Raw genomic sequence first — 23,367 nt, forward strand, 5'->3', positions numbered from 1 at the left:
GCGGGGCCCTTGTCGCGCCGGTCGGGGCGTCAGCCGGTGTTGCGCAGCCCCGCCGCGACCCCGTTGACGGTCAGGAGCAGCGCGCGCCCCAGCAGCGGGTCGGGCTCGGCGCCGGCCTCCGCCGCGTCCCGCTGCCGCTTGAGGAGCGCGACCTGGAGGTACGAGATCGGGTCGAGGTAGGCGTCGCGGATGGCGAACGTCTGCTGGAGGACCGGGTTGGAGCCGAGGAGCTCGGTCCCGCCCGTGACGCGGAGGATTTCCCGCACGGTCAGTTCGTGCTCGGCCTCGATGGCGGCGAAGACGTGCTTGAGTTCGTCGGGCACGAGGGTGTCGACGTAGTGGCGGGCGATCCGCAGGTCCGTCTTGGCCAGCGTCATCTCGACGTTGGAGACGAAGTTGCGGAAGAAGTGCCAGTGCTCGCGCATCTCGTCGAGCACGGTGTCGAGCCCGGCCTCGCGCAGTGCCTTGAGGCCGGAGCCGACGCCGAACCAGCCGGGGACGATCTGCCGTGACTGGGTCCAGCCGAAGACCCACGGGATGGCGCGGAGGCCGTCGAGCGAGACGCCCGAGCCGGGGCGGCGGGATGGCCGGGAGCCGAGGTGCATGTCGGCGAGCTGGTCCACCGGCGTCGACGCGAGGAAGTACGCGGGCAGGTGCGGGTCCTCGACGAGCTTGCGGTAGGCGGTGTGGGCCGCGTCGCTCACCACGTCCATGGCCGCGTCCCAGCGGGCGAGGGCCTCGTCGGACTGGCGCGGGGAGGTGTGCAGGGCGGATGCCTGGAGGGTCGCCGCGACGGTCAGTTCGAGGTTCTCGCGGGCGAGGGACGGCACGAGGTACTTGTCGGAGATGACCTCGCCCTGCTCGGTCACCTTGATCTCGCCCTCCAGGGTGCCCCAGGGCTGCGCGAGGATCGCGTCGTGGGAGGGGCCGCCGCCGCGGCCGACCGTTCCGCCGCGGCCGTGGAACAGCCTGAGCCGGACCCCGTAGCGGTGGGCGACGTCCCTGAGCCTGCGCTGGGCGCGGTGGATCTCCCACTGGGAGGTGGTGATGCCGCCGAACTTGGAGGAGTCGGAGTAGCCGAGCATGACCTCCTGGACGTCACCGCGCAGGGCCACCAGCCTGCGGTAGGAGGGGTCGGCGAGCATCTCGTCGAGGATGACGTCGGCGGCGCGCAGCTCGTCGGTGGTCTCCAGGAGCGGCACGATGCCGATCTTCGCCCAGCCGGCGTGCAGGTCGACCAGGCCGGCCTCGCGGGCGAGGACGGCGGCGGCGAAGACGTCGTCGGCGCCCTGGCACATGGAGATGATGTACGACTCGACGACCTCGGGGCCGAAGACCTCGAGGGCCTTCTTGACGGTGAGGAAGACGCCGAGGGTCTTCTCTCCCGCGGCGTCGAGCGGGGCGGGCTGCGGGCCGAGCGGGCGCCGGGACCGCAGCTCCTTGGCGAGCAGCTTCTGGCGGTACTCGCGGGGCATGTCCGCGTAGCGCCAGGATTCCTCGCCGAGGCGGTCGAAGAGCTGGCCGAGGGCGTGGTGGTGGGCGTCGGCGTGCTCGCGTACGTCCATGGTGGCGAGCTGGAGGCCGAAGGCGTCGAGGGTGCGGATGGTGCGGTTCATCCGGCCCTCGGCGAAGAGGCCGCCCTTGTGCTCGCGCAGCGAGGTCTGGATGAGCGTGAGGTCCTGGATCAGCTCGGCGGTGCCGAGGTAGTCGCGGCCCGGCTCGTGCGCGGTGCTGTTGGCGAGGCGCTGCTTGGTGTTCTCCAGCTTCTGCCGGATGCAGGTCGCCTTGAGGCGGTAGGGCTCCTCGGCGTTCAGCCGCTTGTAGCGCGGGCTGATCTCGGGCAGCCGCTCCAGGTCGCGCTGGAGTGACGCGGTCAGCTCGTCGGTGGCTCCGGTGTAGCGGATGGAGTTGGAGAGGAAGCCGCGGAGTTCGTCGACGAGGGCGAGGGCGTCGTTGATGCCGTGCTCGTGCTGGAGGATCAGGACGTCCCAGGTGACGGCGGGCGTCACGTTGGGGTTGCCGTCGCGGTCGCCGCCGATCCAGGTGCCGAAGCTGAGGGGACGGGTGCCTTCGGGCAGTTCGACGCCGACGCGCTCCAGCTCGGACGTGAGGTCTTCCAGTACGTCCCCGACGGCGCCGGCGTGCAGCTCGTCGAGGTAGTAGATGGCGTTGCGGGCCTCGTCGGCGGGCTCGGGGCGCACGACGCGCAGTTCGTCGGTCTGCCAGACGAGGTCGATGTTCTCGGCCAGTCGGGTGTCGTGGCGGCGCCGGTCGGACTCGATGACCGGGGTCTCCAGGAGCTCGGCGACGCGGCGGAGCTTGTTGAGCACGGAGCGGCGGGCGGCCTCGGTGGGGTGCGCGGTGAAGACGGGCCGCACGTTGAGGTGCTGCACGGTCTGGCGCAGGTGTTCGGGGTCGGCGTCCTTGAGGCGGTCGGCGGTGCGGGCGAGGAGCCCGCCCTCGGCGGCGCGCCGGGCGCGCAGCTCGCGGCCGCGGTGGACCTGCTCGGTGACGTTCGCCAGATGGAAGTAGGTGGAGAAGGCGCGGACCAGCTTGGCGGCGGTCTCCAGTTCGGTGCCCCCGAGGAGCCTGGCGGCGGCCTCGCCGTCCTCGCGGGTCAGGCTGCGCACCTTCTCGACCAGTTCGAGGAGCTCGGGGCCCTCCTGGCGTACGAGGGTCTCGCCGAGCAGGTCGCCGAGGCGGCGGATGTCGGCGCGCAGCTCGGTGCTGGCTGTACTGGTGGCCTGGCGGCCCTGGTCGTCGGCACTGCTCACAGGTGCGGCTCCTTGCAGTGTTGAAGCACGTCTGGGAGGGGTCCCGGGGGTGGGACCCCGGGGATAAACAGAGCGGACCGCGCTGTCCGACCGTTCCTAAGGATAGGTGTCACTCCAGGGCACGGGCTCGCGGCCTCTTGCCGTGGGGCTCCGCGCTGCCATACTTACGTCGCCGTAGGTTACGGACCCGTAGGTAACGTAGGAATCGCAACGGGAGTGTGTCGGTCGACAGCTCCCGGGGAACCCACGGAACCGTGCCCGAGCACTCACTCCCACCTGAACCCTCGACCCCACAGGGGACGTGCCCATGACGACGACTTCCAATGCGCCCTCCGACACCGATGTGATCGACGACGCTTCCGGCGCGGGGGCGGATGCCGGCGCCGCGTCCGCGACGCTGGGCGGTGAGCGGAAACGCTCGCTCGAACAGATCACCCTGCTGCTGTTCATCATCGTGCCGTTCCTCGCGCTGCTCGCGACGGTGCCGCTGGCCTGGGGCTGGGGTGTGAGCTGGCTGGATCTCGGCCTGCTGGTCTTCATGTACTACCTGGGGTGCCACGGCATCACGATCGGTTTCCACCGCTACTTCACGCACGGTTCGTTCAAGGCGAAGCGGCCGCTGCGGATCGCGCTCGCGGTCGCCGGGTCGATGGCCGTGGAGGGTCCGCTGGTGCGCTGGGTGGCCGACCACCGCAAGCACCACAAGTTCTCCGACGCCGAGGGTGACCCGCACTCGCCATGGCGCTTCGGCGAGACGGTGCCCGCGCTGATGAAGGGCCTGTGGTGGGCGCACATCGGATGGATGTTCGATGAGGAGCAGACGTCGCAGGAGAAGTACGCGCCGGACCTGATCAAGGACCCGGCGATCCGTCGCGTCTCGCGTCAGTTCCTGCTCTGGACGGTCGTCTCGCTGGGCATTCCGCCGCTGGTGGGCGGTCTGGTGACGATGTCCTGGTGGGGCGCGTTCACGGCGTTCTTCTGGGGCTCGCTGGTACGTGTGGCGCTGCTGCACCACGTCACCTGGTCGATCAACTCCATCTGCCACGCGGTCGGCAAGCGCCCCTTCAAGTCCCGTGACCGTTCGGGCAACGTGTGGTGGCTCGCGGTGCTGTCCTGCGGCGAGTCCTGGCACAACCTGCACCACGCCGACCCGACGTCGGCGCGGCACGGTGTGATGCGGGGCCAGGTCGACTCCTCCGCGCGGATCATCCGCTGGTGCGAGCAGCTCGGCTGGGCGTACGACGTGCGGTGGCCGTCGAAGTCGCGCATCGAGTCCCGCCGGACGCCGGCGGCCGAGTCCCGCCGCGAGCCGCGCTCCGCCGACGCGGCATGATGGGTGACGTGGCGACCGACTCCAGCAACACAAGCCCTGCCGGCAAAGAGAAGCAGCCCCGTCGTGCCCGGCGGACGCGGATGACGGGCGCCGAGCGCCGGGAGCAGTTGCTGGACATCGGCCGCACGCTGTTCGCCGCGAAGGGGTTCGAGGGCACGTCGGTGGAGGAGATCGCCGCGAAGGCCGGGGTCTCCAAGCCGGTGGTGTACGAGCACTTCGGCGGCAAGGAGGGCCTTTACGCGGTGGTGGTCGACCGGGAGATGCGCCAGCTCCTGGACATGGTGACGAGCGCGCTGACGGCCGGGCACCCCCGGGAACTCCTCGAACAGGCGGCCTTCGCCCTCCTCGACTACATCGAGAAGTACACGGACGGCTTCCGCATCCTGGTCAGGGACTCCCCCGTCGCCCAGTCGACGGGCACCTTCGCCTCCCTGATCTCCGACATCGCCACGCAGGTCGAGGACATCCTCGGCCAGGAGTTCAAGGGCCGCGGCTTCGACCAGAAACTGGCCCCGCTGTACGCGCAGGCCCTGGTCGGCATGGTCGCCCTCACGGGCCAGTGGTGGCTGGACGTCCGCAAACCGAAGAAGGCGGAGGTCGCGGCACACCTGGTCAACCTGGCCTGGCACGGCCTGGACGGCCTGGAGCCGAAGCCGCGGCTGATAGGCCACAGGAAGAGCTGACTTCCCTCAGGCCAGGGGTTCCAGGAATTCGAGCCGGTTCCCCACGGGGTCGTGGGCGTAGAAGCGCCGGTGGCCCGGCAGGTCGTCGTCCCAGGTGATCTCGGCGCCTCGGGAGGCGAGCCGTTCGGCGAAGGCCTCGATGCCGTCGACGCGCAGGCCCGGGTGGGCCTTGCGGGCCGGGCGGAAGTCACCCTCGATGCCCAGGTGGAGCCGGACGGCCCCGGCCCGGAACCAGCAGCCGCCGCGGGCCGCGAGGGCCGGGGGCTTCGCTTCCTCCGTCATGCCGAGCACATCGCCGTAGAAGGCCCGCAGCCGCGCCTCGCTGCCGGGCGGGGCGGCCAGTTGTACGTGGTCGACGGCGGTCAGCATCCGGCGCCGCCGCCCTTGCGGGCCACCGCGCCCTTGCGGGCCACCGCGAAGACGCGGCGGAAGGGGAAGACCGTGCCGTGTTCCGTGGCCGGATACGCCGTGCGGAGCAGGTCGCGGTAGTCGGCGAGGAAGGCGTCGGTCGCCGCCGGGTCGTCCGCCAGGGCCGTGAGGACCGGCCGCAGACCCGTCCCCTTGACCCAGTCGAGGACGGGGTCGTCGCCCGGCAGGAGATGCTGGTACGTGGTCTCCCAGGCGTCGACCTCGCAGCCGAGTCCCGCGAGCCGCTCCAGGTACGCCCCGGGGGACAGCACCGCGTCGGCGTGCCGCAGCCGCCCGCCGAGCCGGTCCCGCCACCGCGGCGACTCACTGAGCTCCCGCATCAGGACGTGGCTGGGGGCGTCGAAGTTGCCGGGCACCTGGAAGGCGAACGTACCGCCCGGGGTGAGCGCGTCGATCCAGGCAGGGAAGGACTCCGGATGGCCGGGGACCCACTGGAGGGTCGCGTTGGAGAAGATCAGGTCGTACGAGCCCGGGGCGGGGGCCCAGTCCGTGGCGTCGGCGGGGGCGAAGCCGAGGCGCCCGCCCTCGCGCGTCGGCCCCGCGAACCGCTCGGCCTCGGCGAGCATCTGCGGGGAGTTGTCGTAACCGGTGATGTGCGCGGCGGGCCACCGCTCGGCGAGGAGGCGCGTGACGTTGCCGGGGCCGCAGCCGAGGTCGGCGATGCGCGGGGGCCTGCCGGGCGCCTCGGGCAGCTCGGGCACGCGGGCCAGGAGGTCCACGAAGGGCCGGGCCCGGTGGTCGGAGTGGCGCAGATACTGGGTCGGATCCCAGGTGGCGGCGGTGGACACGGGGGCCTCCTCGGCGTGCGGGGCTTGGTCTGCCGCCATACTCGACCCAGAAGTATCTTGACGTCAAGAGACTTCACGTCGACAGACCCCCTACACTGATCGTCATGGAGGACGAGGTCGATCGGCTGGTCGCGGCGTGGCGCAGGGAGCGCCCGGACCTCGACGTGGAGCCGCTTGAGGTGCTCAGCCGCGTGAGCAGGCTCGCGCGGCACCTGGACCGCGCCCGCAGACTCGCGTTCTCCGAGCACAGCCTGGAGCCGTGGGAGTTCGACGTACTGACGTCACTGCGCCGCGCGGGCGCCCCCTATCAGCTCTCCCCCGGCCAGCTCCTCACGCAGACCCTCGTGACGTCCGGCACGATGACCAACCGCATCGACCGCCTGGCGAAGAAGGGCCTCGTCGAGCGCCTGCCCGACCCGAGCGACCGGCGCGGGGTGCTCGTGCGGCTCACCACCGAGGGCCAGGACCGCGCCGACCAGGCCCTGGCGGGCCTCCTGGAGCAGGAGCGGGCGATCCTCGCCGAGCTGTCACGCGCCCAGCGCGGCGAACTGGCCGCGCTGCTACGCCAGTTGACCGCCCCGTTCGACAACATCCCCGGCTAGGTCGACCGGTCCCACGCCCGCACGCCTGGCCAGCGCGACCGCCGCCAGTGTGGAGTGCACGCCCAGCTTTCCCAGCACGTTCTGCATGTGCGTACGCACGGTGTGCGGGGAGAGGAAGAGGCGCTCGGCGACCGCCTTCCTGCCCAGGCCCGCGACCATGCAGCGCAGCACCTCGCGCTCGCGGGGGGTCAGCGACTCCACGAGGCGCTCGGACTCGGTGCGGTGCTTGCGGGCCGCGGTCAGCTCCCGCAGGACGCCGGTGAGCAGGGCGGGCGGCAGGTGCGTCTCGTCGCGCAGCACGCCTCGTATGACGCTGAGCAGGCGCGACAGGGAGCAGTCCTTGGCCACCCAGCCGGACGCGCCCGCCTGGAGCGCGAGGGCCGCGCGGCGCGGGTCGTCCTTCTCGGCGAGCACGACGGTGCGCACGGCGGGCTGTCCTGAGCGGACGCCCGCGACCAGGGAGATGCCGTCGACGAGACCGTCGGCGTTGCCCTCCTGGACCGGGACGGCGGGGCGGATGCCCTGCAGGGCGCTCGCGGTGGCGCCGAGGTCGGCGTCGACGAGCAGCACGTCGTATCTGCGGCCTTCGGTGACCGCCCGCTCCAGGCAGCGCAGCGCGGCGGGGCCGCTGCCGGCCGCTGACACGTCGACATCCGGTTCGGCCGCGAGCGCGGCGGCCAGTGACTCGGCGAAGATGCGGTGGTCGTCGACGACCAGTACTCGAATGCGAACCACAGAAACCCCCTTCCCCACGCTCCCGGCAGGAGCTGGGGATCCCATCGGGAACGGCCGGTACGGGTACGACGCCGGGGCCGGGGGTCGCCACGGTCGCTCGGCCGCCGCCGCGCGATGAGTGCTCTCCCCCGGGCCGGGCGTCGTACCCGACTGTCTCGCCCCCTGATCAGCGCCGGCCCCCACCGGCACTGTTCTTCAGAGTAGGGCCGCACGCCAGGAGGGGAAGGTGATTTGCAGAACTGATAGGCCGACGCGTTTATGGTGGGCCGCATGTTTCGTATGGAGACAGGAGTCGACAAGGAACGGCTGGTGGCGCTCCAGGCGCGGCTCGGCGAGGCGAACACGGCGTCGTCCCCGGAGCTGCGCGCCCTGCGCGGCACGGTCGACGACCAGGAAGTGCCGTTGGCGGTCTGGGTGTTGGACACGTCGGGCGCCCTGGCGGGCGGGCTCGCCGCGCACACCTGGGGCCGCTGGCTCCATGTGAACCACCTCTGGGTCGACGGCCACCACCGCGGCGCGGGCCTGGGCGCCCGCCTCCTCGCCGAAGCGGAACGCATAGCCCACGAGGAGCGCGCCTGCGTCAACTCCCGCGTGGAGACCTGGGACTTCCAGGCCCCGGGCTTCTACCGCAGCCACGGCTACGAGTTGGTGAGCGTGATCCCCGACTACCCGGAGGGAGTAAAGGAGTTCACCCTGACCAAGCGATTGCGCCCTCCGTCCTGAGCGGACCCCGCCCCTCACTCACCGGCCATCCCCACCGGCCGCGCTCACCTCGGCCCATACGGTCACCCCGTCGGATGCCCGGTACCACCCCCACCGGCCGGCGAGCGCGGAGACGATCAACAGACCCCGCCCTGACTCGGCCTCGCCCCCGGCCGGTGGCCCCGGAAGGCCTGTCCGTGCCCCCTGCACGAGGCCGCGCCCCTCGTCCGTGACGCTGAGAGTCAGCACCCGGTCGGTCAACGCCAAGGTGACAGTGACCGTCTCCCCACCGCCGTGCACCAGAGCATTGGTGACGAGTTCGCTGGTGATGACCTCCAGGGTCTCCACCGGGCCCTGCGGCAGCTCCCAGGCGCGGGCCGTACTCCGTACGAATCGGCGAGCGGCCGGAGCCGAGGCGGGCTCCGCGCCGGGGAACCTACGTACGGACAGGCTCTCCGGAGCGGTGCGAAGTGCGGCGCCCCCCAAGGCCGGGGCCGGCCCGGAGCGTCCGGCCTGACGCTCCGCGATGAGCAGCGTGTCACCCAGGGCGCTTGCCAGTTGAGACGCCAGGGGCCCCATGTCACACCGCGTCGCACCGGCCGCCCCCTCCAGAGCCTGCCGGGCGCGCCCCAACAGCCGCCGCGCAAGCTCGAGTTGGAGAAGCTCCAGCCCGACCGTGCACCGCTCCGCCGTGCCGCCACCGATGACCCCGTCGAAAGCACCGCCCATCACGCCACCTCCAGCGCGCGATGGATGTCGCGGACGTCGAGGTCGACGCCGTATGTGGCACACCAGAGGGTGTCGCGCCGAAGCCGCTGAAGCCGCGAGCTCTCCTCGTCCTCCCACGCCGTCAAGTACGGGCGGACCAGACGCGAGGCGCTGCCGTCGAGGGGTTCGTACCACCGGCGTACGGTCGCGGCCACGGGGGGACGGGGCCAGCCTGTCGGGGGCAGTCGGGGCACGGCTCTCGGAGCTCGGCGGGCCGGAGCCCCGGCGCGGTGACGTCCGCGCGGCGGGCGGAAGGCTTTTGCGCACCTGGTCAGCAGCTTGAGTACCCCTCTTCGGATGACGGATCCGTCGAACGAGGGGGCGAGTGGACACCGATGGGTGCGGGGCGAAACGTGAAGGGCCATGCCTTCTCCTGAAAAGGACTGCCGGAAGGAACACGGGAAGCCTTCCATGGGAATCCCATGACAGGAGATCCTTCGCAACGAGTTCACCGATGTGGGTGACGGCCGTGCCGCATGGTGTCTCCGGGCACCTCACGGGTCATAAATTCGCCTCGTTGCTACGCGCTGCCGGTTGACGACCAACAAGAGGGTGAAGACGTGACCGCCATACACACAGGTCCGGCAGGCCGGATGCAGATCGCGCGCGGTTTGATCGCACTACGGGAACGCTGCGGAGTGACTCAGGCGCAGATCGCGCAGCGTGCCGGTGTCAGTACCACGACGGTGAGCCGTTACGAGATGTGGCAGGACCGAGCCCGCATCCGGTGGGCCACCGTCAAAGCCCTGGCCGATGCGTGTGAGGCCACCGTCGCAGAACGGGAGGCCCTCGTCCGCATCGCCAAGTCGCAGTCCGACGGGTGGTGGGTCGGCAACAGTGCGGTGCCCGAGTGGATGGACCCGCTCGTGTCCTTCGAACACGAGGCGGCTTATGAGCATGTGTACGCCAACACGGTGATCCCCGGCCTGTTGCAGACAAGGGAGTATGCGCTCGCCATCCATCAAGCGCGCGAAGTCCGCAGCGACAACGAGGCCATCGAGCGGATGGTGGACGCCCGTATTGCGCGCCAGGGGATTCTTCGGCGAGACCCTTCACTGCATCTGTGGGTGATCCTGGATGAGGCAGTCCTTCGCAGAACCGTGGGCGACGCGAAGGTCATGGCACGACAGTTCAGGCATCTGCAAGAGGCGGCCGAGAGCCCCGACGTAGACATCCAGGTGCTGCCGTTCAGCGCTGGTGCCCATGCGGCGGGAGCCGGACACTTCGTGATCCTCGGTCGCGACGACGACCGGCAGCCACTCAACTCCATGGCCGTCGTCTACATCGAGATGCGCCGCCGCGGGCTGTATCTCGACGACCCCGGAGACGTCGGCGCCTATAAATTGACGTTCGACTACCTTCGTTCACAGGCAGCAGATACGACAACATCGTCTCGGCTCATCGCAGAAGCCCGACAGGAGCAGTCCCCATGACTGAAGCGTCAGCCCTCGCCACGGGTGCGGGAACCACCACGTGGATCAAGAGCAGTTACAGCGGCGGAGAAGGCAACGAATGCGTCGAGATCATCCGTGTCGATTCAAGGGTGGGCATACGCGACTCCAAGGATCTCCAACGAAATGGGTTGACCCTGTCGACCACGGCTTTCGCCGCATTCGTGAACGGTGTGAAAGCGGCGGAGTGACTACCCCGCTCCTCGCTATCAGCTTTGCCCTGCTACCCCCAGCAGACTGGAGCTCACCCGATGAACGAAGCACCGATTGCCGCGCAGATCGCGTCAGCGAACTGGCGCAGGAGCAGTTACAGCGCGGCGAACAACGAATGCGTAGAGGTCGCTCACGTCCAGTCGTGGGCCCTGCTACGTGACTCCAAAGACCGTGACCGAACCGGTCTGACCACATCGGCCGCAGCCTTCACCACCTTCGTCGACAGCGTGAAGGCCGCAGACTGACCCCGAGGTGTCCCCCCCGCTCCCATGGGTGCGGGTAGCGTTCTGGATGCGACGTCAGAACGGAGCCCATCATGGCGCACGACGCTGAAAACGGCCCGCCGCCCCGCACGTTCGGTCAACGGATACAGCAAGCACGCGAGCGTAGGGGACTGACCCGGCCGGTGCTGGCCGGTCTCGTCGGTCGAAGCACGGAGTGGGTGAAGTCGATCGAGACCGGTAGGCGGGGCATGCCGCGTTATCCGCTCCTGCTGCGGCTGGCGGAAGCGCTGGGTACCGATGACCTCTCCTCCCTCACAGGAGACGAACGGGTGACGCTCGCCGCCTACACCAAAGCCGCGCACCCGAAGTTGGTCCGGGTGAAGGACGCCTTGATCTCGTACGAACTGACACGTGATCAGGAGCCGGTGTCCGCGCCGGTGCTGGCCGACAGGGTGCGGGAAGCCTGGCGGTCCTGGCACGGATTCGGTGAGCACCGCTCGCGGGTCGCGGAACTCCTGCCCGGGCTCCTTGCGGATCTCCAGTACGGAGCACGCGTACACGAAGACTCCGAGCGGCGGCGCACCCTGGTCTGCCTGGCGCAGGCCTACCACCTGGCGCAGCTCTACCTGAGCTTCCAGCCTGCCCCCGAGCTGATCATGCTGGCCGGTGACCGGTCGATGACGGCAGCTCAGGACGCCGACAGCCCGCGCGCGATCGCGGCTGCGGCCTGGTACCTGAACCACGTCTTCCGTGACGCCGGCGAGGCCCACGAGGCCCGCGTCGATCTGGCGATGCGCGCGGCCGGTCTTCTACACCCTGATCGAGGCCCCGAGGACATCGCGCTCTCCGGGCTTCTGCATCTGGCGGCGGCCCTGTCGTACGCGAAGGTGGGGTCCAAGGGATCCGCCGAGCACCATTTCGACAAGGCCAATGAAGCGGCGCGTCGTCTCCCCGGATATGTACATCCGTGGCTGATGTTCGGGCAGGGCATGGTCGACGCCTACGCGATCACCATGAACACCGACCTCGTGCGGGTCGGTGCGGCGGTCGACGCGGCGACCCACGTCGACCTCGCCACCATGCCGTCGGCCACCCGCCGCAGCTTCCACATCATCGAGACCGCACGCGCACTGCACCTGAAGGGCGAGGTGCTGTCCGTCCTGCACCTCGTGGGCAAGGCGTACGAGGCGAGTCCGGAGACCGCGCGATTCAACTTCTTCGCCAGGAGCACCGCGCTGGAGTTGTCTCAGGACGACAGTGCGCTGGTCCGCGAGGACGCTCGCGGGCTCGCGCGACGACTGGGGGTCGCCGCTTAGGGGTACAGGCCGCACCCCTGCGGACGGGGGTACAGCCTGTACCTGACCCCACCTCCGCCTGCCCCTACGGTCGGTGAGACGCACCCGACACGAGGTTTGGCGATGACACGCATGGCCGCAACGCGCCCCCACACCACGCACCCCGGATACAACGTGACGTCCGCTACGCGCGGGCCCTCGGTCCGCATCATCGTCCGGCGTGCCTCCCCGGTACGGGTCTACCTGGCAGTGGTCGACCTCGACCCCGGCCGGACTCCTGAACCACGCCCCCGGAGGCTGGACGCGGTGGACGGCCGCGGGCTGCTACTGGTGGACGAGCTCGCCGACCGGTGGGGCTACGACCTGTTGGGCACCGGCCCGCGCGCCTGGGGCAAACGCGTCTGGGTCGACCTGAAGGCGAGCGACGGATGAACGAGCCCCTGCCCTCCGTGGGCGACGAAGTCCGGGACGGACCGCACCGCGCCATCGTCACCGACGTCCGGAAGGGCGTCGTCTGGCTGCGCCCCGCACGCGGAGGCATGGAGTGGCCGGTCGACGACCCGAAGCACCTGACGGTGACCCGCACCCGGGCTGAGGTGATCGCAGCAGGTGACCTGTGAGCGCCCGTCGACCATAGGACCACGCCCCACACCGCGTCGTCCTGCTCGCCGAGTGGCCCGGTCACGCCGCCAGCCACAGGGCGGCGGCCACCGGGGCCGCGTACACCAGGGGGAACGGGATGTGGGCGTACCAGCGGGCGCGGACCACGAAGACGACCGCGCCCGTGAAGTACAGGACCAGCGCGATGCCGGCGGCCGCCCCTACGTACGGGATGAACAGGCCCGCCACCAGGCCCGCCGCGCCCGCGGCCTTGGCGGTGCCGAGCCAGGGGAGCCAGGACATCGGGATGCCGTAGTCGGCCATGGGCTCGACGACCCACTTCGCGCGCTGGAAGACCGAGACGGCCGAGAAGCCGACCATCGCGGCGGCCAGGAGGGTGACGATGATGTGAGCGGTGGACATCTGGGGCTCCTTCTCGGGCGGGCGGCGCCGGTCGCGTGGTGTCACGCCCCGGCAGACGGTCCTTGGTGGCCGTTCACTGCCATGACGGACCCCGCCGGGACTTTGTGACCGCCCGAGGGAGAAAAGTTTTCCGGACCTCTCAGAAACCTCTCAGAGCTCCCTGCGCGCCCCCGCCGACGCCACCGCGGGGAAGATCCGGGGCGCCGTGAAGCCCGCCGTCACGAAGGCGTCCAGGACGGACTTCGTGACCGCTTCCGCGTCCTGCGACTCCACCAGGACGATCGCGGAGCCGCCGAAGCCGCCGCCCGTCATGCGGGCCCCGAGCGCGCCCGCGGCGTTGGCCGTGCTCACCACCAGGTCCAGCTCCGGGCAGGAGATCCGCAGGTCGTCGCGGAGCGAGGCGTGGCCCTCGGTCAGGACGGGGCCGATGGCGCGGACGTCACCGGCGTCCAGCAGGCCGATGACCCGCTCCACGCGGTGGTCGTCGGAGACGATGTGGCGGACGTAGCGGCGGATCCTGTCGTCCGCGAGCTTCGACAGAGCCGCCGGGAGATCCTCGTACGGCACGTCGCGCAGGTGGCTGACGCCGAGGATGCGGGCGCCCTCCTCGCAGCCCGCGCGGCGCTCGGCGTAGGCGCCGTCGCCGAGGGCGTGCTTGACGCGGGTGTCGACCACCAGGAGCCGCATGCCCTGGGCCGCCAGGTCGAAGGGGACCTGGCGTATGGACAGGTCGCGGCAGTCCAGGTGCAGGGCGTGGCCGTCGGTGCAGCACGCGGACGCCATCTGGTCCATGACGCCGCAGGGCACGCCGACGAAGGCGTTCTCGGCGCGCTGGGCCAGGACCGCGAGTTCGGGTTCGGTGAGGCCGAGCCCGAACAGGTCGTTCAGGGCGTACGCGGTGACGACCTCAAGGGCGGCCGATGAGGAGAGGCCCGCGCCCGTGGGGACCGTCGAGGCGAGGTGCAGGTCGGCGCCGGACACCTGGTGACCGGCTTCCCGCAGCGCCCACACGACCCCCGCGGGATACGCCGCCCAGCCGCCGTCCGACAGCGGCGTCAGCTCGTCGGCACGCAGTTCCACCAGCGGGACGTCGACGTCCGCGGAGTGCAGCCGCAGGACGCCGTCGTCGCGCCGGGCGACGGCGGCGACCGCGGTGTGCGGGAGGGCGAGCGGCATCACGAAGCCCTCGTTGAAGTCCGTGTACTCGCCGATGAGGTTGACGCGGCCGGGGGCCGACCAGACCCCGTCCGGCGCGCGGCCGTACAACGCCTCGAACTGCGCGGCGACTTCGGATGCCGTACCCATGAGAACTACCCCTTTCGCTGGGCGAAGGCCCAGGCGTCGGCGACGATGCCCGCGAGGTCCGCGCGGGACGGTTGCCAGCCGAGCTTCTCGCGCGCGGTGGCTGCGGAGGCGACCAGGACCGCCGGGTCGCCGTCGCGACGCGGGGCCGTCACCTCGGGGATGGGGTGCCCGGTGACCTGGCGGACGGTCTCGATGACCTGGCGCACGGAGAAGCCGTTGCCGTTGCCGAGGTTGCAGATCAGGTGCTCGCCGGGGGTGGCCGCGCCGACGGCGAGGAGGTGGGCCTCGGCGAGGTCGGCGACGTGGATGTAGTCGCGTACGCAGGTGCCGTCGTCGGTGGGGTAGTCGTCGCCGAAGACGTTGATGGCCTCGCGCCTGCCCTGCGCGACCTGGAGGACGAGCGGGATGAGGTGCGACTCGGGGTCGTGGCGCTCGCCGCAGGAGCCGTACGCGCCCGCGACGTTGAAGTACCGCAGCGAGACGGCGGCCAGGCCGTGGGCGGTGGCCTCACCGGTGATCATGTGGTCGACGGCGAGCTTCGAGGCGCCGTAGGGCGAGGTGGGCGCGGTCGGGTCGGTCTCCGTGATGGGGGTGCTGACCGGCTCGCCGTACGTGGCGGCCGTCGAGGAGAAGACGAGTTTACGCACGTCGGCGTCGCGCATCGCGGCGAGCAGCGCCAGGGTGCCGCCGACGTTGTTGTCCCAGTACTTCTCGGGCTTGGCGACGGACTCGCCGACCTGCGAGAACGCGGCGAAGTGCAGGACGGCGTCGTACGAGGAGTCCAGCCACTTGGCGGCATCGCGGATGTCGCCCTCGATGAACGCGGCGCCCGCGGGGACGCCCTCGCGGAAGCCGGTGGAGAGGTTGTCGAGGACGGTCACCTCGTGCCCGGCCTCGATCAGGTGCTGTGCCACCACGCTCCCGACATAGCCCGCGCCGCCGGTGACCAGGTACTTACCGCTCATGAACTCGCTACCTCTCGCAGTCGCTCGGCCGCGGCTTCCGGCGGCACGTCGTTGATGAACACGCTCATACCGGATTCGGAACCCGCGAGGAACTTCAGCTTGCCCGAAGTGCGGCGGATCGTGAAAAGTTCGAGGTGGAGGGCGAAGTCGTCCCGATTGATCCCGTCATGTCCCTCCAGCGCGCCGAAGGGTGCCTGGTGCCAGGCGGCGATGTAGGGCGTGCGGGACTTCCCCGATCCGCCGGGGGTCTTCCCCGACTCGTCGTCGAAGATCCGGTCGAAGCGCCTCAAGAGTTCCAGATAGATCTGTGGGAACTCTGTGCGCGCGGCCTCGTCCAGCGCGAGCAGGTCGGGCACGCGGCGCTTGGGGTAGAGGTGCACCTCGTAGGGCCAGTGCGCGGCGTACGGGACGAAGGCGACCCAGTGCTCGCCCTCCAGGACGACGCGTTCGCCGGCGCGCTCGTCGGCGAGGACGTCGTCGAAGAGGTTGCGGCCGCCGGTCCCCGTCTTGTGCGCGGCCAGCGAGCGGAGCATCAGGTCGGTGCGGGGCGTGACGAACGGATAGGCGTAGATCTGGCCGTGCGGGTGGCCGAGGGTCACGCCGATCTCGGCGCCGCGGTTCTCGAAGCAGAAGACCTGCTCGACGGAGGGCAGGTGGGACAGCTCGGCGGTGCGGTCGGTCCAGGCCTCGAGGACGAGTCCGGCCTGCTCGGGGGTGAGGTCGGCGAAGGACGCGTCGTGGTCGGAGGTGAAGCAGACCACCTCGCAGCGGCCGGCGTCGCCCGCGAGCGAGGGGAAGCGGTTCTCGAAGACGACGACGTCGTACGAGGAGTCGGGGATCTCGCTGAGCCGGTCCCCCGAGGAGGGGCACAGGGGGCACTCGTCGGCCGGCGGGTGGTAGGTGCGGCCCTGGCGGTGGGACGCGATGGCCACCGCGTCGCCGAGGAGGCGGTCCTCGCGGATCTCCGACGTCGTCGAGACGGGCCCGAGCGGGCGGTCGTCGACGGCCTCGCGGACCGCGTCGTCGCGCTGGTCGTAGTAGATGAGCTCACGACCGTCGGCGAGACGGGTCGAGGTCTTCTTCACGTCAGGGGCTCCTCACCACCTACCCAACAGAACCAAACATAACTAACCACAAGCCAACAGTGCCGTCAATGGCCGAGATCTCGTCAGGCACTTTCCGCCGATCCGCCGCCGATCCGCCGTCGATCGGGAGTCGGCCCGGAGAGCTCGATCACAATCAAACAAAGAACACCAACAGAACTGTTCAGTTATCGAAGGTATAGGCGTAGGTTCCGGTCTGATCCGTTCGCGCAACGAAGCGAGTTCACGCATGCAGTCCCCCACACAAACCCTGGCCGAGGGGCTTCGGCTGCCCACCAACGGCCTCGACTACGCGATCCTGGCGATCTACTTCGCCGTGGTGCTCGGCATCGGCTTCGCCGCCCGGCGCTCCGTCAAGACCAGCCTCGACTTCTTCCTCTCCGGCCGCTCACTGCCCGCGTGGGTCACCGGCCTCGCCTTCGTCGCCGCGAACCTCGGCGCCACCGAGATCCTCGGCATGGCCGCCACCGGAGCGCAGTACGGTGTCGCGGTCGTCCACTGGTACTGGATCGGCGCCATCCCGGCCATGGTCTTCCTCGGCCTGGTCATGATGCCGTTCTACTACCGCAGCAAGGTCCGGTCGGTGCCGGAGTTCCTGCTCCAGCGCTTCGACAAGTCGGCGCACCTGCTCAGCTCCGCCCTCTTCGCCTTCGCGGCGATCCTGATCGCGGGCGTGAACCTCTACGCCCTCTCGATCGTCGTCGAGGCGCTGCTCGGCTGGCCGCAGTGGGTCTCGATCGTCGTCGCGGGTGCCTTCGTGCTCGCGTACATCACCATCGGCGGCCTCTCCTCGGCGATCTACAACGAGGTCCTCCAGTTCTTCGTGATCCTCGCGGCGCTCATCCCGATCTGCGTCATCGGCCTGAAGAAGGTCGGCGGCTGGGACGGTCTGACCGGCTCCATAGAGAAGCAGCACGGCGAGAACTTCATGACCGCCTGGGGCGGCACCGGCATCGGCGACGCCAACCCGCTCGGCGCCAACTGGCTGACGATCATCCTCGGCCTCGGCTTCGTGCTCTCCTTCGGCTACTGGACGACCAACTTCGCCGAGGTGCAGCGCGCGCTCTCCGCGAAGAACCTCAGCGCCGCCAAGCGCACCCCGCTGATCGCGGCCTTCCCGAAGATCTTCATCGTCTTCCTGGTGATGATCCCGGGCCTCGTCGCCGCGGTCCTGGTCCCGAAGATCGGCACGCCGGGCTCCGACCTGACCTACAACGACGCGATCCCGTACCTGATGCAGGAGCTGCTCCCCAACGGCGTCCTCGGCATCGCGGTCACCGGTCTGCTCGCCGCGTTCATGGCGGGCATGGCGGCCAACGTCTCCTCCTTCAACACCGTCTTCACGTACGACATCTGGGCGAAGTACGTGGTCAGGGACCGGGAGGACGGCTACTACCTGAAGTTCGGCCGGCTCATCACCGCGATCGGTGTGCTCGCCTCGATCGGCACCGCCTTCATCGCGTCGTCGTTCTCGAACATCATGAGTTACCTCCAGACGCTGTTCTCCTTCTTCAACGTCCCGATGTTCGTGGTCTTCATCATCGGCATGTTCTGGAAGCGCGCCTCGATGAAATCCGGCGTGTGGGGCCTGGTCGCGGGCACCGGCGCCGCGATGGCCAACTACTTCTGGATCTACAAGCAGGGCGTCATCGACATCCCGAGCGACCAGGGCGCGAACTTCGTCTCGGCGATCGTCGGCTTCGTCGCCGGTGCCGTCGTGATGATCGCCGTCACGCTCTTCACCGCACCCAAGCCGGAGGCCGAACTCGCCGGTCTGGTCTACGGAACGGCCTCGCCCGGCCTCGACGACGACGGGGTCGAGGAGGGTGACGACGCCTGGTACCGCAAGCCGGCCCTGCTCGGCTGGGGCGCCGTCGTACTCGCCGCGCTCTGCTACCTGCCGTACTCGCTCTAGCCCCGATCGGAGGACCGACCACCATGTCCGAACTGCACAAAGAAGTCTCCGAGCTGGAGCGCAAGTCCGCGACAGCCGCCCGTCTCTTCGACATCCGGCGCATCATCGGCGGCCTGTTCGTCGTCTACGGGATCATCGTGACGATCGCCGGCATCACCGCGTCCGACGCCGACCTGCGCAAGGCCGAGGACATCAACATCAACCTGTGGACCGGCCTCGGCATGCTCGCCCTCGGCCTGTTCTTCCTGGGCTGGCTGTGGCTGCGCCCGACGGTCGCCGCGCCCGCTCCGGAGTCCACGGACGACTGACGGCCCACGGCGGGGCCCGGGTTCACCGCGGTGACTCGGGCCCCGCCGGCATGTCGGGACCCTCGTCCGCGTACGCCGACGCGGGACGCTCGGCACGGTCCAGGAGCCCGGTGCGCGCGGCGAGCGCGGCGGCCTCCAGACGGGAGCCGACGCCGAGCTTCATCAGGACCCGCTGCACATGCGTGCGCGCCGTGCTGGGCGCTATCCCCATCCCGGCCGCGATGAGACGGGTGTCCTCGCCGTCCGCGACCCGCACCAGGACCTCCACCTCGCGGGGCGTCAGCATCTGGAGCAGCCGCTGGCCCTCGTCGTCCGGCTGCGCCACCGGATTCAGCAGCTCACTGAAGGCACCTTGCAGCAACTGGGGCGCGACGGCGGCTTCTCCGGCGCGCGCCTTCATGATGGCGCGCTCCACTCCTTCGATGCGCTCGTCATGGCGTACGTATCCGGAGGCGCCCGAGGCGAACGCCGCCGCGATCCCGCGCGGACTCGGCACCGGGCCGAGGACCACCACCGCCACCTGCGGGCGCTCCCGCTTGATCCGCACCACCGGGTCGAACATGCCCGGTTCCGCGGGCGTGGCCGTGCCGAGCAGGCAGACCTCCGGCGCACGGCTGATCACCAGGTCGGCCGCCCCCGCGGCGGGTGCGGCCGCGGCGAGCACCCGGTGCCCGCGCAGCTTCAGCGCCGAGGCGAGCGCCTCGGCGAGCAGTCGGTGATCGTCGACCACCATGAGCCGCACACCCACAGCAACCCCCCAACTCCCCCACTGATCCCCTGATCCACCGGCCGCCTCGATCTGCCGCTTCCCGTGGACCGCGGGCCCCCCGGCCCTCCATTCCCCCGGAAGCTACACGCTTGTTCGACGTTGCGCGCCCCCTACCCGCCATAAGCGGCCCGGAATGCCTGAATCCCTGCCATGCGGGGGCGGACGGGGGCGCGAGGTGGTACTGCAACGGCAGACGGCAGCGGCCGCCCCCTCGTTCCGCGAGGGAGCGGCCGCTGCCGCATGGGGATCTCGACCGGTTACTCGGTGACGAAGCCGAGCGCCACGTAGTCCTTGTCGTCCTTGTCGAAGGGCCGGCTCAGGAGCTTCTTGCCCATGAACAGGTGCCCGTCGGCGTAGAGGAGCTCGTTCGACTTCGGGACCATGCCGCTGATCGCGTCGGTGACCGCCTCCGAGGAGGGGGTCTCCAGGAGCTTGGTCTCCTTCATCGTCTTGCCGTCGAGCGAGACGACCTGGGCACCCTGCTGGTAGCCGTGGGCCTTGTACGCGATGACGTTGCCGCCGTCCATGCGGATCGGGAAGATCTCGCCGTTCTCGCCCGCGACGGCGCGGTCACTGGTCGACTTGCCGGTGGCCAGCGAGAAGGAGACGATCTCGTTGGTCCGGTTGTAGCTCTCGCCGCTGCCGTCGTGCTGCTGGGTCGGCACGTACAGCCGGTCGTTGCCGACCGCGATCGCCCGGCAGTCGTTGACCATGTTGACGCTGCAGTCGTGGTCGTACTTGCCCTCCTCCAGCGCGATCTTGGCGCGGAGCTTGCCGTTGCTGCCGATCGAGAAGACGTCCGTCACGCCGGTCGCCGTGATCTCGGTGGTGTCCTGGCCGAAGACGACCGGGTTCGTCGAGATGATCTTGGCGTTGTCGATGCCGTCGGCGAGCGGGTAGGTCCACTTGTCGTCGCCGGTCTTGGGGTCGAGGAGCTGGACCTTCAGCTTGTAGTCCCCGTAGCTGCCGCACCTGCGGACGGCCACCAGCTGGTCACCGCCGGCGTAGCCGACGTCCTGGCACTTGCCGACCTTCGGCTTCCACAGCGACTTGCCGGTCACGTCCCAGGCGGCGCCGCCGCTGGAGACACCCGCACCGGCGGCGATCGTGGTGCCGGAGATGGTGACTTCCTTGAACGTGGCCTGCACGCCGTTGGTCTCGACGCTCTCGGTCCACAGCTTCTTGCCGGACTTCAGGTCGACCGCGGAGACCTTGGAGCACGGCTCGTAGTCGCCCTTCTTGCCCCGCTTGGTCTCCTCGGTGACGATGGCCGCGATGCCGTCGTCGGTGACCTCCCGCGACATCGCGCACGTCATGCCGGGGAGCGGGATCGACCACTTCTCCTTGCCGGTGTCCGGGTCGTAGCCGTTCAGCTCGTTGACACCGGCCTTGGCGTACACGTCCTCGGTCAGCGCCGAGCCCGCGGCGGTCCAGATCTGGTCCTTGGGGACCTCCGGCTGCGGGAGCTGCATGAGCACCTTGGCCGAGGGGTCGCCCGGGGCCTTCTCCTTGGCCGGGCCCTGCTCGGGCGCGGCGCTGCCGCCCTTGCCGCCCTTGCCGCCCTTGCCGCTCTTCTCGCCGGAGCCCTGGGAGGTGTTCTTGGAGTCGTCGTCCTTGGACGAGGCGTAGAAGACGCCGCCGCCCACGATCAGCGCGATCACGACGACCGCCGCGATGATGATCGACGTCTGGCCGCCGAACTTCCTGCCGCCACCGGAACCGGAGCCGCCGGGCTGCGGCTGCATCGGCATGGTCGGCGGCTGCTGGTAGCCCTGCTGGTACTGCTGCTGGTAGCCCTGCTGGTACTGCGGCTGGGCCGGCTGCGTCGGATAGCCGTAGCCCTGGGGCTGCTGCGGGGCCTGAGGCTGCTGCGGGGCCTGGGGCGCCTGCGGGTAGCCGTAGTTCGGCTGGCCCGCCGGGGGCGGCGGCGACTGCGGCGGCTGGCCGGGAGGCGCCGGAGGCTGCGCGGGCGGGGGCGTCTGCGGGGCGCCGGGTGCCTGCGGGTAGCCGTAGGACGGCTCCGGGGCCTGGCCGAAGCCTCCGGGCGGAGGGTTCTGCGGGGCGCCGAAACCACCGGCCGGCGGTTCCTGGGGCGCGCCGAAGCCGCCCTGCGGGGGCTCGTTCGGCGGCTGCTGCGGAGGCTGTGGCGGCTGGGTCATGACGTCGTCTATTCCTTGGGAACGCTTGAGGAGCTCGGGAGGCGCTTGGGGGACGCCCGGGATCGAGAGGGTGTACTACGCGTGGGGCGGGGTCACTTGCCGTAGGCCAGCATCAGCTTGGCCTGGCCCGTGGTGCCCGTGATGCTGGTGGTGGAGATGTAGAAACGCCCGTCCACGTAGTCGACCGCCTTCGAGTAGAAGCCGCTCTCGATCTTCGAAGTGCCCTTCGGGTGCTGGAGAAGGGTCTTCGGCGTGTGCGAACCGGACGTCGCGATGGAGACCACCCGGCCGCCGGAGTCGTAGGACGGGGTGACGTAGGAGATCAGCTCACCGTCCTCGACCTTCAGCGGGAGCATCGTTTCCGCCAGCGGCGACTTGACGCGCCAGGCCTCCTTGCCGGTGGACAGGCCGAACGCCACCACCTCGTTGGCGCCGCTCTTGGCGTCGGTCGGCAGGTAGAGGTACTTGTCGTCCGTCGCCACGCCCAGGCACCCGGCGAGTTCACGGCTGAGGATGGAGGAGTCGCACTCGGGCGCGAAGCCGTCCTTGGTGATGAGCTCGGAGCGGGTCTCGTCGCTGTTCGGCTTCAGTACCGAGACGTTCCACTTCTTCGTGTCCTCGTTCTCGAGGTACACCACCGTCGGACTGACCGAGTACAGCTTCTTGACGCGCCAGCCCTTGGGGAACTTCTTGGTCCACAGGGCCCTGCCGGTCTCCGGGTCGAGCTGCTGCATCTCGTCGTGCTCGGTGGGCGTGCTCGACCCGCAGGACAGCGCCCGCACGAGCTTCTTGCCCTCGCCCGCGAACCCGTTGGGGAAGCAGGTGCCCTCGTCCTTCTTCTTCGAGACGTAGAGCTTCTTGCCGTCGCTCATCCGCAGGGCGGTGCCGGACTGGTCGCGGCCGACCATGAGCACGTCGCCGACGAGGGTGAGGGTGCTCTGCGACGCGAAGTCGAAGGCTCCCTCCTCCTTGACCGGCTTGCCCCAGCCCTTCTTGCCCGTCTCCAGGTCGATGACCTGGAGCTGGTTGCACTTGGCGGTGCTCTTGGTGCCTTCCTTGAAGGCGACCACGATCTTGCCGTCGTCGGTGGCCGTCCGTGTCGCGGCACAGATCTTCTGCGGGAACTCGATGGCGGGCCACGCGATGTCGCCGGACTCCGCCTCGTACGCGAAGAGCTGTTTGTACGCGGCCTTGACCACCTTGTCGCCCTGGACCCACATGCCCGGGGCGTCGCCTCCGGAGCCGGGGACCTTGGGGGCCTCCTTGTACCAGAGCGCCTTGGCCTCGCCGGGCCGGCGGCCCTCGTTGAGGTCCTCCTTGCCCTCGTTGCCGTCGCCGTCGCCGGTACCGGGGTTGGCGGGGGCGGAGGCGGAGGGCTTCGGGTCCTTCTTCTTCGCCTCGGGCTTCTTCTCGCCGTCGTCACCGCCGACGACGGCGTACGTGACACCGCCCGCGACCAGCAGCGCGGCCACGGCGGCGGCGACGATCACCACGAGCTTCTTGCGTCCGCCGCCGCCGTCACCGGGGCCAGCAGGGAACTGCGGCTGCGTCGGCGGCTGCTGCTGCTGCTGCGGGTAGCCGTACTGCGGCTGGCTCCCGTACGGACCCGGCTGCTGCGGCTGGCCGTAGGGGCCGGGCTGCTGCGGCTGCCCGTAGGGCCCCGGCTGCTGGTACGGGCCCGGCTGCTGCGGCTGAGGTGGCTGGTTGTAGGGGCTCGCGGGCGGCGGAGTCTGCGGGTAGCCGTAGCCTGGCTGGGGCTGCCCCGGCTGCGGGGCGGCGGGCGGCTGCTGCGGCGGCCCGCCCGGTGGCTGCGGCACCCCTCC

Annotated in this window: 25 protein-coding genes; 12 read left to right on the top strand and 13 right to left on the bottom strand. The window is 70.1% G+C overall.

The window, feature by feature from the left end:
- Window positions 1-29 precede the first annotated feature (29 nt).
- On the bottom strand, window positions 30-2,774 hold the full coding sequence (gene ppc / locus ACZ6JY_RS13260; RefSeq protein WP_469195369.1) for a phosphoenolpyruvate carboxylase: 2,745 nt from the start codon (window positions 2,772-2,774) through the stop codon (window positions 30-32).
- Window positions 2,775-3,081: 307 nt separating this feature from the next.
- Between ppc and ACZ6JY_RS13265 the strand changes: the two genes are divergently transcribed.
- Together ACZ6JY_RS13265 and ACZ6JY_RS13270 are read left to right on the top strand one after the other, a co-directional pair.
- Window positions 3,082-4,107 (top strand): acyl-CoA desaturase, encoded by a 1,026-nt coding sequence (locus ACZ6JY_RS13265; RefSeq protein WP_469195371.1) that lies wholly within the window; start codon window positions 3,082-3,084, stop codon window positions 4,105-4,107.
- Window positions 4,104-4,790, top strand: a complete 687-nt coding sequence (locus ACZ6JY_RS13270; RefSeq protein WP_447039276.1) for a TetR/AcrR family transcriptional regulator — start codon at window positions 4,104-4,106, stop codon at window positions 4,788-4,790. Before ACZ6JY_RS13265 ends, ACZ6JY_RS13270 begins: the two co-directional genes overlap by 4 nt.
- Before the next feature lie 6 nt (window positions 4,791-4,796).
- Here ACZ6JY_RS13270 and ACZ6JY_RS13275 read toward each other — a convergent pair whose 3' ends face one another.
- Window positions 4,797-5,159 (bottom strand): VOC family protein, encoded by a 363-nt coding sequence (locus ACZ6JY_RS13275; protein ID WP_469195373.1) that lies wholly within the window; start codon window positions 5,157-5,159, stop codon window positions 4,797-4,799.
- The gene (locus ACZ6JY_RS13280; protein ID WP_469195375.1) at window positions 5,153-6,046 is read right to left on the bottom strand and encodes a trans-aconitate 2-methyltransferase; all 894 of its coding nucleotides are present in this window, start codon (window positions 6,044-6,046) and stop codon (window positions 5,153-5,155) included. Before ACZ6JY_RS13280 ends, ACZ6JY_RS13275 begins: the two co-directional genes overlap by 7 nt.
- Before the next feature lie 65 nt (window positions 6,047-6,111).
- On the opposite strand from ACZ6JY_RS13280, the gene tamR reads away from it, so the two are divergent.
- Entirely contained in the window at window positions 6,112-6,609 is a 498-nt protein-coding gene (gene tamR, locus ACZ6JY_RS13285; RefSeq protein ID WP_469195377.1) for a MarR family transcriptional regulator TamR, read from the top strand.
- Here tamR and ACZ6JY_RS13290 read toward each other — a convergent pair.
- Window positions 6,568-7,344, bottom strand: a complete 777-nt coding sequence (locus tag ACZ6JY_RS13290; protein WP_469195379.1) for a LuxR C-terminal-related transcriptional regulator — start codon at window positions 7,342-7,344, stop codon at window positions 6,568-6,570. The two genes, tamR and ACZ6JY_RS13290, sit on opposite strands and share 42 nt — an antisense overlap.
- A gap of 258 nt (window positions 7,345-7,602) precedes the next feature.
- Here ACZ6JY_RS13290 and ACZ6JY_RS13295 point away from each other — a divergent pair, with 258 nt between their 5' ends.
- A complete protein-coding gene (locus tag ACZ6JY_RS13295) occupies window positions 7,603-8,067 on the top strand; it encodes a GNAT family N-acetyltransferase (RefSeq protein ID WP_469195381.1) in 465 nt (154 codons plus the stop codon).
- A gap of 18 nt (window positions 8,068-8,085) precedes the next feature.
- On the opposite strand, the gene ACZ6JY_RS13300 is transcribed toward ACZ6JY_RS13295, so the two are convergent.
- Both ACZ6JY_RS13300 and ACZ6JY_RS13305 read right to left on the bottom strand, forming a co-directional pair.
- Window positions 8,086-8,775: an ATP-binding protein gene (locus ACZ6JY_RS13300; protein WP_469195383.1), complete on the bottom strand. Its 690-nt coding sequence runs from the start codon at window positions 8,773-8,775 to the stop codon at window positions 8,086-8,088.
- Window positions 8,775-8,969: a hypothetical protein gene (locus tag ACZ6JY_RS13305; RefSeq protein ID WP_469195385.1), complete on the bottom strand. Its 195-nt coding sequence runs from the start codon at window positions 8,967-8,969 to the stop codon at window positions 8,775-8,777. Before ACZ6JY_RS13305 ends, ACZ6JY_RS13300 begins: the two co-directional genes overlap by 1 nt.
- A 405-nt stretch (window positions 8,970-9,374) precedes the next feature.
- Here ACZ6JY_RS13305 and ACZ6JY_RS13310 point away from each other — a divergent pair, with 405 nt between their 5' ends.
- The 6 genes from ACZ6JY_RS13310 (at window position 9,375) to ACZ6JY_RS13335 (ending at window position 12,617) form a co-directional block, all read left to right on the top strand.
- On the top strand, window positions 9,375-10,247 hold the full coding sequence (locus ACZ6JY_RS13310; RefSeq protein WP_469195387.1) for a helix-turn-helix domain-containing protein: 873 nt from the start codon (window positions 9,375-9,377) through the stop codon (window positions 10,245-10,247).
- On the top strand, window positions 10,244-10,456 hold the full coding sequence (locus tag ACZ6JY_RS13315; RefSeq protein ID WP_469195389.1) for a DUF397 domain-containing protein: 213 nt from the start codon (window positions 10,244-10,246) through the stop codon (window positions 10,454-10,456). Before ACZ6JY_RS13310 ends, ACZ6JY_RS13315 begins: the two co-directional genes overlap by 4 nt.
- Window positions 10,457-10,516: 60 nt before the next feature.
- Window positions 10,517-10,723, top strand: coding sequence for a DUF397 domain-containing protein (locus tag ACZ6JY_RS13320; protein WP_469195391.1), 207 nt, complete (start codon window positions 10,517-10,519; stop codon window positions 10,721-10,723).
- Between the two features lie 71 nt (window positions 10,724-10,794).
- On the top strand, window positions 10,795-12,018 hold the full coding sequence (locus tag ACZ6JY_RS13325) for a helix-turn-helix domain-containing protein (protein ID WP_469195392.1): 1,224 nt from the start codon (window positions 10,795-10,797) through the stop codon (window positions 12,016-12,018).
- A 111-nt stretch (window positions 12,019-12,129) separates the two neighbouring features.
- Complete coding sequence (locus ACZ6JY_RS13330; RefSeq protein WP_469195394.1) at window positions 12,130-12,429, top strand: ATP-binding protein; 300 nt, start codon at window positions 12,130-12,132, stop codon at window positions 12,427-12,429.
- Window positions 12,426-12,617, top strand: coding sequence for a hypothetical protein (locus ACZ6JY_RS13335; RefSeq protein ID WP_469195396.1), 192 nt, complete (start codon window positions 12,426-12,428; stop codon window positions 12,615-12,617). The genes ACZ6JY_RS13330 and ACZ6JY_RS13335 overlap by 4 nt, the downstream gene beginning before the upstream one ends.
- Window positions 12,618-12,678: 61 nt before the next feature.
- On the opposite strand, the gene ACZ6JY_RS13340 is transcribed toward ACZ6JY_RS13335, so the two are convergent.
- From ACZ6JY_RS13340 to galT, 4 genes are all read right to left on the bottom strand, one after another.
- The gene (locus ACZ6JY_RS13340) at window positions 12,679-13,020 is read right to left on the bottom strand and encodes a DoxX family protein (RefSeq protein WP_469195398.1); all 342 of its coding nucleotides are present in this window, start codon (window positions 13,018-13,020) and stop codon (window positions 12,679-12,681) included.
- A 150-nt stretch (window positions 13,021-13,170) separates the two neighbouring features.
- Window positions 13,171-14,325 (bottom strand): galactokinase, encoded by a 1,155-nt coding sequence (gene galK / locus ACZ6JY_RS13345; protein WP_469195400.1) that lies wholly within the window; start codon window positions 14,323-14,325, stop codon window positions 13,171-13,173.
- Window positions 14,326-14,330: 5 nt separating this feature from the next.
- On the bottom strand, window positions 14,331-15,290 hold the full coding sequence (galE, locus tag ACZ6JY_RS13350) for a UDP-glucose 4-epimerase GalE (RefSeq protein WP_469195402.1): 960 nt from the start codon (window positions 15,288-15,290) through the stop codon (window positions 14,331-14,333).
- Window positions 15,287-16,375, bottom strand: a complete 1,089-nt coding sequence (galT, locus tag ACZ6JY_RS13355) for a galactose-1-phosphate uridylyltransferase (RefSeq protein ID WP_469195404.1) — start codon at window positions 16,373-16,375, stop codon at window positions 15,287-15,289. The genes galE and galT overlap by 4 nt, the downstream gene beginning before the upstream one ends.
- Before the next feature lie 247 nt (window positions 16,376-16,622).
- Between galT and ACZ6JY_RS13360 the strand changes: the two genes are divergently transcribed.
- Both ACZ6JY_RS13360 and ACZ6JY_RS13365 read left to right on the top strand, forming a co-directional pair.
- Entirely contained in the window at window positions 16,623-18,308 is a 1,686-nt protein-coding gene (locus tag ACZ6JY_RS13360) for a sodium:solute symporter family protein (protein ID WP_469195405.1), read from the top strand.
- A gap of 23 nt (window positions 18,309-18,331) precedes the next feature.
- A complete protein-coding gene (locus ACZ6JY_RS13365) occupies window positions 18,332-18,616 on the top strand; it encodes a hypothetical protein (protein ID WP_469195407.1) in 285 nt (94 codons plus the stop codon).
- Window positions 18,617-18,638: 22 nt separating this feature from the next.
- Here ACZ6JY_RS13365 and ACZ6JY_RS13370 read toward each other — a convergent pair whose 3' ends face one another.
- The 3 genes from ACZ6JY_RS13370 to ACZ6JY_RS13380 form a co-directional block, all read right to left on the bottom strand.
- Window positions 18,639-19,349, bottom strand: a complete 711-nt coding sequence (locus ACZ6JY_RS13370) for a helix-turn-helix transcriptional regulator (RefSeq protein WP_469195409.1) — start codon at window positions 19,347-19,349, stop codon at window positions 18,639-18,641.
- 293 nt (window positions 19,350-19,642) lie between these two features.
- Window positions 19,643-21,544, bottom strand: a complete 1,902-nt coding sequence (locus tag ACZ6JY_RS13375) for an outer membrane protein assembly factor BamB family protein (RefSeq protein ID WP_469195411.1) — start codon at window positions 21,542-21,544, stop codon at window positions 19,643-19,645.
- 92 nt (window positions 21,545-21,636) lie between these two features.
- Window positions 21,637-23,361 (bottom strand): outer membrane protein assembly factor BamB family protein, encoded by a 1,725-nt coding sequence (locus ACZ6JY_RS13380; RefSeq protein WP_469195413.1) that lies wholly within the window; start codon window positions 23,359-23,361, stop codon window positions 21,637-21,639.
- Window positions 23,362-23,367: the final 6 nt, after the last annotated feature.

The organism is Streptomyces sp. NPDC046335 (assembly GCF_055587985.1).